Genomic DNA, 15,448 nt, shown 5'->3' on the forward strand with positions numbered 1-15,448 from the left:
GGCCTCGGCGTCGCGGGCGAAGACACCGGCCTCCCTGGCGAACGCCACCCGCAGCTGTTGGAAGCCGCGGAAGCCCATCGACTGGCAGGCTCGCACCACGGTCGCCGCCGACACGTCGGCCGCCGCCGCCAGTTGCGCGGCCGACCACTCGACCACGTCTTCCGAGCGCAGCAGGCACACCTCGGCGACGCGCCGCTCGCTCGGGATGAGCGTCGGCAGTGCCGCCCGGATGCCGGCGAACAGGCTGCCGGTGCGCGGCGGCGATGGGCTGACCATGCGTCCGTTCTTACCCGACGCGCGCACCGTTCGGGCGAACTCGTAACAGGCATGCTGCGCACGGATGTCGGGAGACGTCCGGCGCCTGGTTGGTCGTCCTCCTGCACGGCTCGGGGCGGAACCGGGGACCAGGGCGGCGATCCGGCTCGGCTGGGCTACGCCGCTACCTTCGGCTTGAGCGTGTACCAGCAGACGGTGGACCAGCCCGGGGTGGTCGGCTCGCCGAGGTAGTACCAGCCGGCGGGCAGGAAGGTGCCCCAGGTGGGCGGCGTGACGTCCGTGTACTCGACGGGGGAGTCGTCGGGGATCAGGAACGCCAGGGCGTCGGTGTCGCAGCCGCCCTTGCCGACCCTGATCAGTGGTTGGCGTATGTCCGGCCCGACCTTGCAGACGGCGGCCGTCGTCGGCGGCCAGAACACGCCGGCCTGGGCGTAGTAGCCGCCGACGAGCTGCGTCGCAGAGACCGGGTAGTCGTGGTTGGACGGGATGTTGACCCGGGCGCCGGGTGGGCAGTCGCGGGTCGGGTCGCCGCCGGCGGCGGCGGGGGTGACCTGGCCGAGGACCGCGCCGCAGGACGCGGCGGCGGCCGTGGCCGTGGCGAGGGCGGCAATCCGGCGGCCAAGCCGCCGGTGCCGTGGATGAGGTGTCCGCTCTTTCACGGAAAGCAACGTAGTGACCGCGCGGGTGTATCCGCCGGCCGTTCGGCGGCATGTCGGGATCTTGGCGTGGTCCCGGTGTCCCGCACCGGCGCCGACCGCGGCAGGCGCCGAATGGACAGGGCCGGTGGGGTGGCCGAGGCTGAAGTCGTGTCGGTGGGGGCACCGTCAGTGACGGCGCCGCGCCGGTGCGGCGCGACCGCGCCACGACCGCGAGGAGGCGCCGGATGATCCGTCGGATGCTGCTCGCCACGTCCCGTAGCCCCAGAGCGCGGGACCTCGTGGTCGCCACCCGGCCGACGCGCCGCGTCGTCGACCGGTTCGTCGCCGGTGAGCGGCCCGCCGACGCCCTCGAGGTGGTCCGTGGGCTCGCCGCCGACGGGATCGCCGCCACCGTCGACCGGCTCGGGGAGAGCGGCGTCGACCTCGCCAGCGCGCGGGAGGCGACCGACGGGTACCTCGCGCTGCTCGACCTCGCCGAGGACGTGGGGCTCGCCGCCGGGCTGGACGTCTCGGTGAAGCTGTCCGCGCTGGGCCGGCTGGTGCCCTACGGCGGACTGAAGATCTGCTACGAGAACGCCGCGGAGATCTGCGCCCGCGCGGGAGCCGTCGGCGCCACGGTGACCGTCGACGCCGAGGACCACACCAGCGTGGACGCGGGCCTGGCGGTGCTCGCCGACCTGCGCCGCGACTTCCCGACCACCGGGGCGGTGCTGCAGGCCTACCTGCGCCGCGCCGAGGACGACTGCCGTCGGCTGGGCCGCGCCGGCGCGCGGGTGCGGCTGTGCAAGGGCGCCTACCGGGCGCCGGGCGACGTCGCCTTCACCCGCCGCGCCGACGTCGACGCGTCCTATGCCAGGTGCCTCGGCATCCTGATGGCCGGCGACGGCTACCCGATGGTCGCCACCCATGACCCGCGGCTGCTGGCGCTCGCCGGCCGGCTCGCCGAGACGCGCGGCCGCGACCGGGACGGCTTCGAGTACCAGCTGCTGCACGGCGTACGGCCGCACGAGCAGCTCAGGCTCGCGAGCCTCGGCGCCCGGGTGCGGGTCTACCTGCCCTACGGCCCCGACTGGTACCCGTATCTGCTTCGCCGGATGGCTGAACGCCCCGCCAACCTGGCCCTTTTCCTGCGTGCCCTGCGTACCCGCTCCTGACGCGGCCCGAGGTGTCGGCGCCGGGTTGGACGGTGAACGGCCGTGCCGTTCGGGCGGCGCTGAATTCTCCTACAGGTGAGGTTCACCTGCGCGAAGGTTAGGCTGACCTGAACAATACCAGCCTGGCGAGTGTAATCCCCCTCCCGTACCACCCGTCTCATTTCTGTGGTTTGCTGTTCGTGGGTGGAACTGGAGGCGGTCGCGCGTCGTCCTCGCTGGTCACGGATTGTGGTCGCGGAATTGCTCCGCCCTCGGATGACCCACCCGCCCGCGACGGCGAGGTAATGGCGGAAGGTGCATGACCATGCGCGGGGACGCGGAGATCATCGAGCTGTTGAACGCGGTGCTCACCGATGAGCTGACGGCGGTGAACCAATACTTCCTGCATTCGCGTATGCAGCGTAACTGGGGGTACAAGCGGCTTTCTGAGCATTCCTACCACGAGTCGATCGACGAGATGAAGCACGCCGACGAGCTCATCGAGCGGGTGCTTTACCTCGGCGGGCACCCCAACCTCCAGCGGCTGCACACGCTGGCCATCGGCGAGAACGTGCCCGAGCAGCTCAGTCTCGACCGCAAGCACGAGGAGCGGTCGGTCGACGTGCTGCGACCTGGCATCGCCCTGTGTCGAGAGCGTGGCGACATCGGCTCCGCGCTGCTGCTCGAGCGGATCCTGCACGACGAGGAGGAGCACATCGACTGGCTCGACGCGCAGCACGACCTGATCGACCAGATCGGAACCGAGAACTACCTGGCGCAGCAGATCCGCGACTGAGCGCCGAACGGCGGTCCTGCCCCGCCCGGCGCCGTCTCGCGCCGTTCGGGGGTGTCGTCGACCCGTCGCCTGTCTCACTATGTGGGACTCTAGTATCAAAATATGGGAACTAGGGGCGCGGGCTACCGCTGGGTGGTGCTGGCGGTCGGGACCGTGGCGCAGGCGACGACCAGCGCGTACTTCCAGGGGCTCGCCGGGATCGGGCCGGCGCTGCGGGCCGAGCACGGGCTGACGCTCGGGGGGCTGGGGCTGCTGCTGGCCTGCCCGACGGCCGGCATCCTGCTGACGCTGCTCGCCTGGGGGCCGCTGGTCGACCGGTACGGCGAGTGCCCTGCGATGACGGCCGGGCTCGCCGGAGCGGCGGTGTGCCTGTTCGGCGCCGGGCTCGGCCACGGCCTCGCCACCCGGGCGGTGCTGCTGGCGCTGGCCGGGGCGGCCGGCGCGAGCGTCACGACCGCGAGCGGCCGGGCCGTGCTGACCTGGTTCCCCGGCGCGCGCCGCGGTGTCGCGATGGGGATCCGCCAGTGCGCGGTGCCGGCCGGCTCGGGGCTCGCCGCCGCCGGGCTGCCGGCGGTGACCGACCGGTTCGGCGTCGCCGCCGCCTTCTACGCCCTCGCCGCCTGTTGCCTGGCGGCGGGCATCGCGGTGCTCGCGTTCATCCGTGAGCCACCGCCGGCTCTGCGCGCGGACGCCCCCCGACCTGTGGCGGCGGGGTTCTCGGGGCCCGCTCAGCCCGCGGCGCACGCGGAACCGGGCCTCGCGGGAGACCGGCCGGCCTCGACCCGGGACGTGCTGCGTGACCGGCGGCTATGGCGGCTGAGCGTCGCCGCGGGGCTGCTGGTCGTGCCGCAGTTCACGATGGTCGCGTTTCTGGTGGAGGTGCTGCACGACGGCCGTGGGATGAGCGCCCAGCGCGCGGCCGTCGTGCTGACCGTCGCGCAGGCGGCGGGCGCGCTCGCGCGCATCCTGGTCGGCGCCTGGAGCGACCGGGTGGGAGCCCGGCTGCGCCCGCTGCGGGTGCTCGCCGTCGCCGCCGCGGCCGGGATGGTCGCCGCCGCCGTGGCGACGGCCGCCGCGCCGGTGGGCCTGCTCGCGGTGGTCCTGGTGCTGGCCGCGGCCGTGACGGTCTGCTGGAACGGGCTGGCGTTCACCGCGGCCGGCGAGCTCGCGCCACCCGGCCGGGCGGCGACCGCGATGGCCGCGGAGAACACGATGAACTTCGTCGCCGCCGCGGCGACCCCGCCGCTCGTGGGCCTGCTCGTCACGGGGACCGGCTGGTCACGCGCGTTCCTGCTGGTCGCGATCGCCCCCGTCGCGGCCGCGTTCGCCCTGCGCCCCATCCTGGAGCGCCGGCCGCCCGCCGAGGCCGTGCGCCAGCTTCTCCTGCGCTGACTTGTGGGGGGGTTGTTATGAAACACGCCGGCTGACCTTCATGTTCGCGTCGTCGCGACTGACTAACGGACCGCCGGTTTGGCCGCTATGGTGAGGCCCATGCGAGGCGCGGACGGCGTGTTCACCGCCGCCGAGGCGTCCCGCCCACCGTGCTGATCGTCGTCGCGCTCAGCCTCCTCGCTGCGTTCCTGTGGGCTCTGTCGGCCGTCCTGCAGCAACGGGCCGCGATGCGGGCGAGCCGCCGGGGCTCGCTGGCGCTCGACCGGGTCGTCCCCGGGCACGGCCTGATGCTGGCCCTGATGCGTGACCCACTGTGGTTCGCCGGCTGGCTGGCCAACCTCGGCGGCTTCCTCGTCCAGGCAGGGGCGCTCTACCTGGGCTCGGTGGCGGTCGTGCAGCCGCTGATCGTGGCGCAGCTGCTGTTCGCGCTTCCGCTGTCCCGGGTCGGCTCGGGCCGTCCGCTGCCGCACGGGGCCTGGTGGGCCGCCGGCGCCGTGTCCGCGGGGCTCGGTGTCCTGCTGACGGTGCGCGGCAAGCCGCCCGAGGTCGTGCATGTCGACGACACGCGCCTCATCGCCGCCATCGCGGTCACGGTCGCGGTCGGGGTCGCGATCACGGTGGTGTCGATCGGCCGGCCCCCGGCGCTGCGGGCCCCGATGTTCGGCATCGCCGGTGGGTTCTTCTACGCGCTCAACGCGGTGCTCATCAAGCGCACCGTCGGTCTCCTCGTCGACCACGGCGTGCTCGCGCTGGCGGCCTCGTGGCACGTCTACGCACTGATCGCCGCGATGATCACGAGCATGACGCTCAGCCAGACGGCCTACGCCTCCGGGCCGTTCGCAGGCGCGGTGACCGGCATGAACATCACCAACCCGGTCGTGTCCTACCTGCTCGCCGTGCTCGTCTACGGCGTCCCCGCGCCGACCGCCCCCCACCAGGTGATCGGGCTGACGGCCGCGGCCGCGCTGGTCATCGTCGGCGTCACCGGCCTCGCGCGCATGCTCCTGCCGTCCCGCCCGGTGGGCACTTCGGTCGCGGTGCCGGTCCAGGAGGCCGTCCGGCGCCGCCGGGCGGCCGGCGCCGGACGCCGGGCCTAGGCCAAGGTGGTCCTGGAACCGCCGAGGTGGTCCCGAAACCGAGGAAGCCCCGGGCAGGCCAGCCCGGGGCTTCCTCGGTTCGAGCAGGTGGCTCAGGCGTCCCGGCGGACCATGGTGTAGGCGGCCGCGCCGAGGCCGACGACGATCCACGCGAGCAGGACGATCAGGCCGCCAAGCGGCGTCATCACGTCCGAGTCGCGGACGACGGTCACCAGCGCCTCGCCGCCGCCGTCCGGGACGAACTTGTGAATGCTGCCCCAGTCGCCGGGCAGCAGGCCGGTGATGATCGGCACCACGAAGATCAGGCCGAGCAGTGCGGCGATCGCGCCGCCGGTGCTGCGGATCAGGGTTCCGAGCACGAGCCCGAGCAGGCCGATGGTGGTGACGAAGAACGCCCCACCGAGCAGCACGCGCACCACGTGCGGGTCGCCGATCGAGACGCCGAGACCGATCTGGTGGAGGATCGCCTGGCCGCAGAAGAACGCGGCGAGGATCGAGAGCAGGGACAGCGCGAAGCTGGCCACGCCGAACACGGCGGCCTTCGCGAACAGCACCGGCAGCCGGTGCGGCACCGCGCCGAGCGACGTGCGGATCATCCCGGTCGAGTACTCACCGGTGATCAGCAGCACGCCGAGGACGCCGATGGCGATCTGGGAGAAGTAGCCGCCGACCAGGCTCGTCATCACCGGCTCGGTGAAGTTCTCGGCCTGCTCCTGCGGAGTCGAGTTGTGCCATTCCGAGACGGTGATCGCCGGAATGAGGCAGCCGAAGCCGATCGTCACGACGAACGCCGCGAGCATCGTCCACATCGTGGAGCGCAGCGACGTGAGCTTGGTCCACTCGGAGCGCAGGACCCGGGAGATCGTGACCTTGGCGGTCTTGTGGAACGCGGCCGGCTGCCGAACGGGTGCCGGCGCCGCTACCCGCGGCTGGAGGGTCTCGCCGGACCCGAGCGGTGTGGTGGTCATGCCTGCCCCCTCGCGTTGGTCGCGCCGGCCCCGACGGAGCCGTCGTCTACGAAGCCGCCGGCGGAGGTCGCGGCGGCCGGAACACGGGCCTGCTGCGGCTGGCCGTGGTTGTACTCGACGGCGTCCCGGGTGATGTCCATGAACGCGTCCTCCAGCGACACCTGCCGCGGGGTGAGCTCATGCAGCGGGACGCCGGCCTCGAACGCCAGGTCGCCGATCCGCTGGGCGGTCAGGCCGTTGACGGCCAGCGTGTCCAGCCCGGTGGGCGTGGTCTTCGCGTTCTCGCGGTCGAGCACCTCGGCGAGCCGGCTGGCCTGCGGGGAGCGCACGTGCACCAGGTCGCCGGAGGCGGACCGGATGAAGTCCTCGACCGACATGTTCGCGATCAGCTTGCCGCGCCCGACGACGATCAGGTGGGTGGCGGTCAGCGCCATCTCGCTCATCAGGTGCGACGAGACGAAGATGGTCCGGCCCTCGGCCGCGAGCGTCTGCAGCAGGGTTCGGATCCAGCGGATGCCCTCGGGGTCGAGCCCGTTGACCGGCTCGTCGAGGATGAGCACGTCCGGGTCGCCGAGCATCGCGGACGCGATCCCCAGGCGCTGTCCCATGCCGAGCGAGAAGCCGCCGACCCGCTTGCCCGCCACCTCGGACAGGCCCACCAGGCCCAGCACCTCGTCGACCCGGCGGCGCGGGATGCCCTGCGTCTGCGCCACGGCCAGCAGGTGCTTGTAGGCCGACCGGCCGGTGTGCACGGCCTTCGCCTCGAGCAGCACGCCGACCTCGCACAGCGGGGCGGCGAAGTCCCGGTAGGCCTTGCCGTTGACGGTGATCTTGCCCTTGGTCGGCCGGTCGAGACCGATGGCCATCCGCATCGTCGTGGACTTGCCAGCGCCGTTCGGGCCCAGGAACCCGGTGACCACGCCTGGCTGGACGCTGAAGGTGAGGTCGTCGACAGCCGTCTTGCTGCCGTACCGCTTTGTCAGGCCGCGCGCCTCTATCATCCGCCTACCTCAGGGGTCTATCGGCTGTCCGTCACGTCCACCTTAGGGGCACCCCGTAGGCGCTCCCGACCCCGGAGGTGGCGACATGCCGGCCTTGATGTGTACGTCGGGTGACGGCGACCGGGGCTGGAAACACGTGGCTGTACCGCCTGACTGCTCGGCGTCACCATTCGCGCAGGTCAACTGCGCGACCTCCGCGGGCGGGTCGCTCGGGCGCGGACGGCGCGCGCCACGCGGGCCGGATCCTGTCCGTTATCCGACACCCGCGCCCGTGGGTAGGGCGGTCGGCTCGGACAGGAATCGGGCACCTGCCCGATGCCGCCACCCCCGTCCGACGGTGATCGTGGATAGCGACACGAGAAGACGGCGGCACGCGCCGAGGGGCGCGAGAGGACGTGGCAGACGATGTTGTCCTGGCAGATCACGACGGCGGCGGCGGGCGAGCACGGCGACCAGCTGCGGCGGGACGCGGCGGCGGCCCGGTCGGCCCGGTCGGCGCGGGCGAGCGCCCCCGCCGAGGCTCCGAAGAGCGGGCGCCTGGCGCTCGATCCCGAGGAGGTCTACCCCGACGAGCCGGCCGAGGGCCGGGGCGCCGGGCGGCGGACCGCCAGTGGCCGGCGCCGCTGAAGCGGCGCCGGGAAGGCGAGAGTTACAGGCGGGTGACGGAAAACCGGGTGGAGTTGTCGCAGTCGTCCGCCAGACTAGGAGATATGACGCGACTCGCCAGCTCGGTGTTCGTCGGCCGCGCGGTCGAGCTCGCCCGGCTGGAGGGCGCGCTGCGACGCGCGGCCGACGGCGAGGGCGCGGGCGTCATCGTCGGCGGCGAGGCTGGCGTCGGCAAGACCCGGCTGGTGGAGGAGACGGCCGCCCGGGCCGCCGCGGCGGGGCACACCGTGCTCGCCGGGGGCTGCGTCGAGCTCGAGGGCGACGGACTGCCGCTCGCCCCGGTCGTCGAGGCGCTGCGCGGCCTGGCCCGCCGGATAGGCCCTGAGGCGCTGGCCCGGCTCGCGGGCGGGCGCCGCGACGAGCTGGCCCGGCTCCTGCCCGAGGTCGCCGGCCCCGCCACCAGCCCCGCGGCCGCGGGTGAGGACGTCCAGGGGCACGGCATCGGCCGGCTGTTCGACCTGGTGCTCGGCGTCGTCGAGGCGCTGGCGGCCGAGCAGCCGGTGCTGTTCGTCATCGAGGACCTGCACTGGGCGGACCATTCCACCCGCGCCCTGGCCGCGTTCCTGCTGCGCAACCTGCGTGGCTGCCGGGCGACGCTGGTGCTCACCTATCGGGCCGACGGCGTCGGGCCAGGCCACCCGCTGCGGACATTCCTCGCCGAGTCCGAGCGGCTGCGCTGGGTGGCGGGCTCGGAGCGACAGCGCTGGGTCGAGCGGATCGAGCTCGCCCGGTTCGGCCGGGCCGAGGTGACCGAGCTGGTCGAGGCCATCCTCGGCGAGGCGCCGGCGGACGACCTGGTCGACGCCGTCATGGACCGCTCGGACGGCAACGCGTTCTTCGTCGAGGAGTTGGTCTGCGCCGCCGGCGCAGGCGGGGTCGACACGATCAGCCCGACACTGCGCGAGGCCCTGCTCGCCCGGATCGAGGCGCTGCCGGCGGCGACGCGCCACCTGTTGCGGGTCGCGGCCGCGGGCGGCCAGCGGGTAGAGCACCGCCTCCTTGCCGCAGTCCTCGGCCTGCCGGAGGAGCAACTGTGGGACGCGCTGCGCGCGGCCGTCGCCACGGGTGTGCTGATGGTCGCCCCGGCCGACGACGCCTACTGCTTCCGCCACGCGCTGACCCGCGGCGCCCTGCGCCACGAGGCGCTGCCCGGAGAGCTGTCCCATCTGCACCGGCGCTACGCGCAGGCGCTGGAGGCCGATCCGGGCCTGGTCGGTGGCGGCTCGCGGGCCGCCGCGGCGGTCGCCTACCACTGGTACGCGGCCTGCGACCACCTCAGGGCGCTGCCGGCCCTGCTGACCGCCGCCCGCGCCGCCGCCGGCACCTTCGCGTTCGCCGAGGCGCTGCGGCACTATGAGCGGGCGCTCGCCAGCTGGGACGAGGTGCCCGACGCGGCCGAGCGGGCGGGTGTCGACCACCTCGGGGTCCTGGAGGCGGCGATCGCGGTGGCGAAGACGGCCGGCGAGCTGCGCCGTGGGCTGGACCTGACGACCCAGGCGCGTGCTGAGGCCGCCCGTCTGGGGGACCCGGTGCGCCAGGCCCTGGTGCTGACGGAGCAGAGCTTCCTGTTGCGCATGCTCGGCCATTCGGACGGGGTCGAGGAGGCGCGGGAGGCGGTCCGGCTGATGCCCGCCGAGCCGCCCACGCCGACGCGGGCAAAGGTGCTGGTCTCGCTGGGCAAGGCGCTGTCGATGATCCCGCGGCGCGCCGCGGCGCTGGAGGCGATCGAGGAGGCGCTGGCCGTCGCCCGCGCCACCGGCGCGCGCCGGGTCGAGGGAAAGGCCCTGATGAGCACCGCCTGCCTCGCCAGCGTCTGGACCTGGCCGGAGGATGCGCGCCTGGGCCGGGAGATCGCCCAGGAGCTGGGCGACGACGACCTGCTGCTGTCCAGCTACACCAACGAGTCCGACACCTGGCTCGGTGGCTGCCGTTTCGACGAGGCGATCGCCGCCGGACGCGAGGGGTTGCGGCTGGCCCGCAGGCTCGGCCAGGAACGCAACCACGGCCTGCTCATCGCGGGCAACGTCGTCGAGGCGCTGTTCGGGGCCGGCCGCTGGGACGAGGCCGAGAAACTGCTCGCCGAGACCACCGAGCTCGGCCCGGTGGGAATCCACGCGCTGTTCCTCGAGCAGCTGAGAGGCGACCTGGCGCTGGCCCGTGGCCGGCTCGATGAGGCCGCGACGGCGCTGGCCGCCGCCGAGGGCACACTCGCCTACCGTTACCTCGGCAGCCAGTACACGATGCCGCTCCTGCGGCTGCGCATCGAGGTCGACCTGCGCCGTGCCCAACCGGGCGCGCTGGCCGATGGCGTCGCCGCCGCCCTGGCGGCCGTGCGCGCCGTGGAGACGTTCGACTTCACCGACGTGGTCCGCTACGCCGCGCCGTTGCTCGCCGCCGCCATGGGCGCCACCGCCGAGGCCGCGGGCGTGGCCAGGGCCCTGCGCGCCCGGGACGACCTGCGCCGCGCCCTCGAGGCCGCCGACAGGGTCGCCGCGCTGGCCGCCGAGATGCCGTTCGACCGGGCGGTGTCCGGTGAGGCCTGCCGCGCGGTGATCGCCGGGGAGCAGGCCAGGGCCGAGAGCCGGCCGGACCCGCGGGCGTGGGCGAGTGCGGCGAAGGCCTGGGCCGCGCTCGGCGTGCCCTACCACTCGGCCAGGGCGCGCTACCGGCGGGCGGAGGCGCTGCTCGCCATCGGCGACCGGTCGGCGGCCGGTGACGAGCTGCGCGCCGCCGCGACCGCCGCGGACGCGCTCGGCGCGCACCTGCTGCGCCATGACCTGCGCCTGCTCGCCGCGCAGGGCCGCCTGGCGCTGCCGGGCTCCGCGGACGAGCTGACTGCGGCCGAGGGTGAGTGCGGGGTGGCCACCGCGGACGGCCCGCCGCTCGGCCTGACCGCGCGGGAGCTGGACGTGCTGCGCCTCGTCGCCGCCGGCAGCACCAACCCGCAGATCGCCACGGCCCTGTTCATCAGCCGCAAGACCGCGAGCACGCACGTCTCGAACATCCTCGGCAAGCTGGGCGTCACCACTCGCGGCGAGGCCGCGGCCGTCGCCCACCGCCTGCGCCTGTTCGATGGCACCGACGTCGCTGATACCGCCGTCCCCGACCACCGTCCCGTGACGCGCCGCTAGTCGTCGAGTCCTTCACCGTCGGCGGGTCACCCAGGGGCAGGACGGTCAGCCGTTGGCGACTCCGGCGGTGGGGGAGAGGTCGCCGCGGTCCGGACTGCTCGGAGCGGTTGGTGCTGTTGGTCACCAAGTCCATCGCCCAACGACGCAAGGATGCCGACGACATCCTCGTGCTCACCGCCCGCCTCGGTCTGACCAACGCATCCGTGGGCCATCTTGAGACGCTGATCTACCGTCCGCCCACGGCGGAACGTGACCGGTCCGAGGCGAAATGTGGCCGGATGGTTAAATTGCGGTCACCGTGGCGCGGCGGCGGGGATTGGGCGGCGAGTTACTCGGGGGCGCTCGGTGATCGTTGACCGGCAGCGGGTGGAGAAGGCGCTGCCCGGCTACAGCGTTGCCGAGAGGTTGGGTTCGGGAGCATACGGGCTCGTCCTGGCCGGCGAGCATCTGCGGATGGGCCGTCCCGTCGCCATCAAGGTGATGGACGCCGAAGACTCCGACGAGTCGACAGACAGCTTTGCCGCCGAGGCTCGGGTGCTGGCGCGGTTGGACCACCCCCATGTGCTGCGCGCGCATGACTATGTCGAGGCCGAGGGCCTTTGCCTCGTGGTGATGGAACTGCTGGCGGGCAGCACGCTGACCGACCGGCAGGCGGATATCGGGCTGGAGCAGGCCTGCGCGGTGGGATTGGCGGTGGCGGGAGCGTTGGCGCATGCTCACGACCACGGGGTTTTGCACCGCGACATCAAGCCCAGCAACATCCTGTTCGCCGCCGACGGCACCCCCAAGGTCAGCGACTTCGGGCTCGCGAAGCTGCTGGACGAATCGGCGGTGACCGCAAGCCGGATGGTGGGGACGCCGCTGTACATGGCGCCGGAACAGATCCAGGGCGGCCGGCTGGGGCCGGCAACCGACCTGTACGCGCTGGGCATGGTGCTCTACCGACTGCTGGCCGGCCGGCCGCCGTTCGATCCGAAAATGCCGGCGCCGGCATTGTGGTACCAGCAGGTGACCCAACCGCCGCCGCCGATGACCGGTGTGGATCCCCGGATCGCCGCCGTGGTTCTCCGCGCGCTGGCGAAGTCCCCCGCGGACCGGCACCCGGATGCCACCGCGTTCGCGCTCGACCTCGCTCGGGCCGCCGTCCAGGCCCTCGGCCCCGGCTGGACCGCCCGTGCGGGGCTGCCGCTGCACCTCGACGACGCCGTCCGCCGTGCCGCCGACGATTCCCTGGACCGGTCAGCGAGCCAGCCCAGCACCCCCCCGTTCCTCGGAATCTCCCCGCCTGTCAACGAACAGGCAATCGAGCCCGCGTCGCTGGTGCCGTCGCAGCGGTCCTCCACAACGGTGCCGCCGGTGATCCTCCCCACCGGTGGGGCCGAGCCGCTCGCTGGACCGTCATCGGCACCGGTATCCCCGACATCCCCGGTAGCCCCGCCCGCGGGCGCGGGCATTGCCGTCGGTGGGTCGCGGCGCAGAGCGGCACGGCTGGCCATCGTCTGCGCCGTGCTGGTGGCTGCCTTGGCGGTAACGCTGGGACTGTTCGGCGCCGACATCCTGCCCGGAGGTGATCATTCGTCGGCGAAGGGCGGAGCCGGACCCCTGGCCGGCACGAAACCTCAGGGCGCCGGGGCCTTGTCCGTCCCGGCATCGACGGGTCCCTCCGTCACACCGACCATTCCCGCCACCGACACCTCCACGGCGGTCGGCACGTCGACCCCGGTGGTCTCGGTCAGCCCCCGGACCCCCGCCTCCTCGGTCGCCACCGCTGGGACCGTGCCGACCAGACCTGGCTCGCGGTCCACCCCGAGCCAGGCGAGGCCCGCAGGGCCGGAAGGCGACTCGAACTATCAGGCAGGCTCAGACATTGCCGTCCCAGGCTGCGCCGGCTGGATGGACTTCGCCGGGGTCCTCTACGGAACACTCTCCGCCGGACACGCCTCCTGCGCCGCCGAGGTCACCACCACCGACGAAGCCTACGGAGCTGAGCCCTCGCGCGTCAGCCTCACGGCGGTGGACAACACCCGGGCGGACTCCAAGCCGCCGTCGTACCTCTATTTCGGCTATTACAAGCTCTCCGTGCGGATCTGCATCTGGAATCAGAACGCCCCCGCCGACAGGAGATGTTCTCCTGTGTACGTCGACACCCAGGGAAGCGTCTCACGGGGCTGACCTGACGGCTGGCCAGCGATCCGGCACCGCGGCTTGGCGACCTGGCGCCGCGCCGTGATGATCTCGATCTACAGCCTGATGGTCCTTGCAGCGGGGGAGCGGGCCGGGGAGCGGTCCGAACGCCGGCTCGTCGGGACGGCCACCGGCGCCGTCCGCCGTGGCGCGGGCGCGAGGTCGACGACGTCGACGTCCACCGCGCCGAATCCGTGGGCGGTGCGAGCGCCGAGGCCGGCGAACGCGGCGAACCGGGCGAGCGCGGTGAACATGGTCGCGATGTAGTCGGACGTGGCCGCGAGCAGCCGCAGGTCGGCCTGCCCGACGAACCCCACCTGACGCAGCCCGTGCCCGAGCTCGACCTCGGCGCTCGCGCCCCAGACGCCGTCGAGGAAGACCGCGTCGACGAGGGCCCGCGCGTCGTCGGCGCTGATCCGCAGCGGCCCGGGCGCGTAGGCGTTCCAGCGGGCGAGCAGGCCGCCGATGGCCAGCGCCGGGTCGGGCAGCGGCAGGTCACGCCCGTCCAGGGCGAAGAACGTCGGGGTGTTCATCGTCAGCCGGACGCTGCGGGCCGGCCGGCCCTGCGCGAGCTCGGCGTAGGAGTACCGGTGCAGGTCGGCGCCGATGACCGGGACCACCTGGGAACCGAACCGGACCGTGTCCGGCGGCCACCCGGGCGGCGGGGCGCCGTCGTCGAGCCAGCCCAGCCGCCAGGTCGTCACGGCGCCACCATGGCCCGGCTGGCCGCCGGCGGACACGGAGGGCCCTCGTCCGCCGGCGAGGTGGGCGTCGCCGGGGGCGCGCGGCCCGCTGAGGTCGGGCCCGGCGCCGGGCACCAGCGCGCCGACGCTGAAGGGCCTGGCCTCGGCGGCATGAGTCCTGCCGCCGGGGTCGCAGATGGCGCTTGCCGCGGTGAGCAGCCAACGAGGGGGCACGTCCGGAATGGCTCCCGCCATTCGGACGAGAAGTATCGACGGCATCCGAGCCTCCGCCATCGTCCCGCGCGGCGGGTAACCGGCTGGGTACAGTCAGCCGCGCCGCGAGGGGAGCATAGCCGACGGCACCGTCGACATTGTGGCCGGGGTCACTCTAGCGCTACGCCTGAAACCGGTTTCTGCGAGAACGGCTGCTTCGTCCGCCGATGTGCCGCGGGTCGCGGTCGAGGGCCCCATCTGGAGCGTATCGCGGTAGATTTTCGGTTCGTTCAGGGATGACCGCTGTGAGACGTCTGTCGGGCGAAGACGCTGTTAATAGTGGATGACGGACTCGCGGCCGAGGAGATCTGCGTAGTCGACGGGCAACTGGCCGGCGACATCCTCGAACTCCGACGGCGAGATGCCGGCCTTGAGTGCCGCGACCACGGCGCGGGCGTGCCGGCGCGCCTTGGAGGCCGTGCAGGAGTCGCCCTCGAGCTGGGCGACCCGGAGATAGAACTCCTGGACGTCGAAGCGCTCGCCCGCGCCCCTGGGTGGCAGCACCTCGGCGAACGCCGCCGGGAGCTGGGCGGCGAGACTCCGCGTCTCGCCGCCGGATATCCGTTCGCCGAGCACGGTGAGGGTGGCACGCATCGCCATCTCCGCCTGCCGCGCGGACTCGAACCCACCGGTGACGCGGATCGCGGATACCAGCTGGTCCTGCTTCATCTCGCCTGCCCCCCGCTCGTGACCTGGCGCCTTCGTGTTCCGGTGCCTTGGCGACCTGGCGTCGCGCCGGACCCAACCGGTCCGTGGCCGACAACTTCTGCTCGTCCCCGGTGTGCCGCGGACAAAACGCCAGGTCACGGCCTCGCGGCCGGTACGGCCGTGAACGGTTCAGGCGGTCCGGACCGGTTCGGGCCGGTTCGGAAAGTCTCGAGCGATCCAGCGGACCCGGCCGGTCTCGGGCAGTCCTGGGCGGTTCAGGCCGGGAGGTAGCCGGTGCGGACGAGATAGGCGAGCAGTGCGTCCGCGGCCCGCGCGGCGTCCGTCGGGCCGACGATCGTGGGCGGCTCGTGGGCGACCAGAGCGCCGGTGAGCGCCAGCAGCCGGTCCCGCGCGGTGGCGCCCTCCGGCGGGGCGACGACCCTGGCCCGCGGCCGGTAGGCGCGGACGTCGGCGACCCGGACCGCCCCGGCCGCCGACGGCGCCGGCTCGACCACGGGGACCGGTGCGTCGCCGGCGGCCA

General features: G+C 73.4%; 12 protein-coding genes and 2 pseudogenes. 7 read left to right on the top strand and 7 right to left on the bottom strand.

Annotated features, from left to right (window positions below; all coding sequences use genetic code 11):
• Both FRCN3DRAFT_RS50635 and FRCN3DRAFT_RS0211660 read right to left on the bottom strand, forming a co-directional pair.
• Positions 1–276 (bottom strand): annotated as a pseudogene (locus FRCN3DRAFT_RS50635) (MurR/RpiR family transcriptional regulator); the annotation flags it as partial.
• Positions 277–431: 155 nt separating this feature from the next.
• Positions 432–935: a hypothetical protein gene (locus FRCN3DRAFT_RS0211660; RefSeq protein WP_007519410.1), complete on the bottom strand. Its 504-nt coding sequence runs from the start codon at positions 933–935 to the stop codon at positions 432–434.
• 224 nt (positions 936–1,159) lie between these two features.
• On the opposite strand from FRCN3DRAFT_RS0211660, the gene FRCN3DRAFT_RS0211665 reads away from it, so the two are divergent.
• The 4 genes from FRCN3DRAFT_RS0211665 (at position 1,160) to FRCN3DRAFT_RS44040 (ending at position 5,353) form a co-directional block, all read left to right on the top strand.
• Complete coding sequence (locus FRCN3DRAFT_RS0211665; protein WP_007519411.1) at positions 1,160–2,089, top strand: proline dehydrogenase family protein; 930 nt, start codon at positions 1,160–1,162, stop codon at positions 2,087–2,089.
• Positions 2,090–2,393: 304 nt separating this feature from the next.
• Complete coding sequence (bfr, locus tag FRCN3DRAFT_RS0211670) at positions 2,394–2,864, top strand: bacterioferritin (protein WP_027140483.1); 471 nt, start codon at positions 2,394–2,396, stop codon at positions 2,862–2,864.
• A gap of 102 nt (positions 2,865–2,966) precedes the next feature.
• Positions 2,967–4,256: an MFS transporter gene (locus tag FRCN3DRAFT_RS44035; protein ID WP_007519415.1), complete on the top strand. Its 1,290-nt coding sequence runs from the start codon at positions 2,967–2,969 to the stop codon at positions 4,254–4,256.
• 149 nt (positions 4,257–4,405) lie between these two features.
• Positions 4,406–5,353 carry a DMT family transporter gene (locus tag FRCN3DRAFT_RS44040; RefSeq protein WP_007519417.1) on the top strand — a complete coding sequence of 316 codons (948 nt, stop codon included), beginning with the start codon at positions 4,406–4,408 and terminating at the stop codon, positions 5,351–5,353.
• Between the two features lie 92 nt (positions 5,354–5,445).
• Here FRCN3DRAFT_RS44040 and FRCN3DRAFT_RS0211685 read toward each other — a convergent pair whose 3' ends face one another.
• Both FRCN3DRAFT_RS0211685 and FRCN3DRAFT_RS0211690 read right to left on the bottom strand, forming a co-directional pair.
• Complete coding sequence (locus FRCN3DRAFT_RS0211685) at positions 5,446–6,321, bottom strand: ABC transporter permease (RefSeq protein ID WP_007519419.1); 876 nt, start codon at positions 6,319–6,321, stop codon at positions 5,446–5,448.
• Complete coding sequence (locus FRCN3DRAFT_RS0211690; protein WP_007519420.1) at positions 6,318–7,322, bottom strand: ABC transporter ATP-binding protein; 1,005 nt, start codon at positions 7,320–7,322, stop codon at positions 6,318–6,320. The genes FRCN3DRAFT_RS0211685 and FRCN3DRAFT_RS0211690 overlap by 4 nt, the downstream gene beginning before the upstream one ends.
• Positions 7,323–7,727: 405 nt before the next feature.
• On the opposite strand from FRCN3DRAFT_RS0211690, the gene FRCN3DRAFT_RS0211695 reads away from it, so the two are divergent.
• The 3 genes from FRCN3DRAFT_RS0211695 to FRCN3DRAFT_RS0211705 all read left to right on the top strand — a co-directional run bounded on the left by FRCN3DRAFT_RS0211695 (position 7,728) and on the right by FRCN3DRAFT_RS0211705 (position 13,291).
• Entirely contained in the window at positions 7,728–7,949 is a 222-nt protein-coding gene (locus FRCN3DRAFT_RS0211695; RefSeq protein ID WP_007519422.1) for a hypothetical protein, read from the top strand.
• An 83-nt stretch (positions 7,950–8,032) separates the two neighbouring features.
• Positions 8,033–11,119 (top strand): helix-turn-helix transcriptional regulator, encoded by a 3,087-nt coding sequence (locus FRCN3DRAFT_RS57075; protein ID WP_063630154.1) that lies wholly within the window; start codon positions 8,033–8,035, stop codon positions 11,117–11,119.
• Positions 11,120–11,389: 270 nt separating this feature from the next.
• On the top strand, positions 11,390–13,291 hold the full coding sequence (locus FRCN3DRAFT_RS0211705; RefSeq protein WP_232794010.1) for a serine/threonine-protein kinase: 1,902 nt from the start codon (positions 11,390–11,392) through the stop codon (positions 13,289–13,291).
• A gap of 68 nt (positions 13,292–13,359) precedes the next feature.
• On the opposite strand, the gene cas6 is transcribed toward FRCN3DRAFT_RS0211705, so the two are convergent.
• The 3 genes and pseudogenes from cas6 to FRCN3DRAFT_RS44045 form a co-directional block, all read right to left on the bottom strand.
• Positions 13,360–14,265: a CRISPR system precrRNA processing endoribonuclease RAMP protein Cas6 gene (gene cas6, locus FRCN3DRAFT_RS0211710; RefSeq protein WP_007519429.1), complete on the bottom strand. Its 906-nt coding sequence runs from the start codon at positions 14,263–14,265 to the stop codon at positions 13,360–13,362.
• A 267-nt stretch (positions 14,266–14,532) separates the two neighbouring features.
• Entirely contained in the window at positions 14,533–14,928 is a 396-nt protein-coding gene (locus tag FRCN3DRAFT_RS0211715) for a DUF2267 domain-containing protein (protein ID WP_007519431.1), read from the bottom strand.
• Between the two features lie 254 nt (positions 14,929–15,182).
• Positions 15,183–15,448: pseudogene (locus FRCN3DRAFT_RS44045) on the bottom strand (mycofactocin-associated electron transfer flavoprotein beta subunit); the annotation flags it as partial.

The organism is Pseudofrankia saprophytica (genome assembly GCF_000235425.2).
In the GTDB taxonomy this organism is placed as follows: Bacteria; Actinomycetota; Actinomycetes; order Frankiales; family Frankiaceae; genus Pseudofrankia; species Pseudofrankia saprophytica.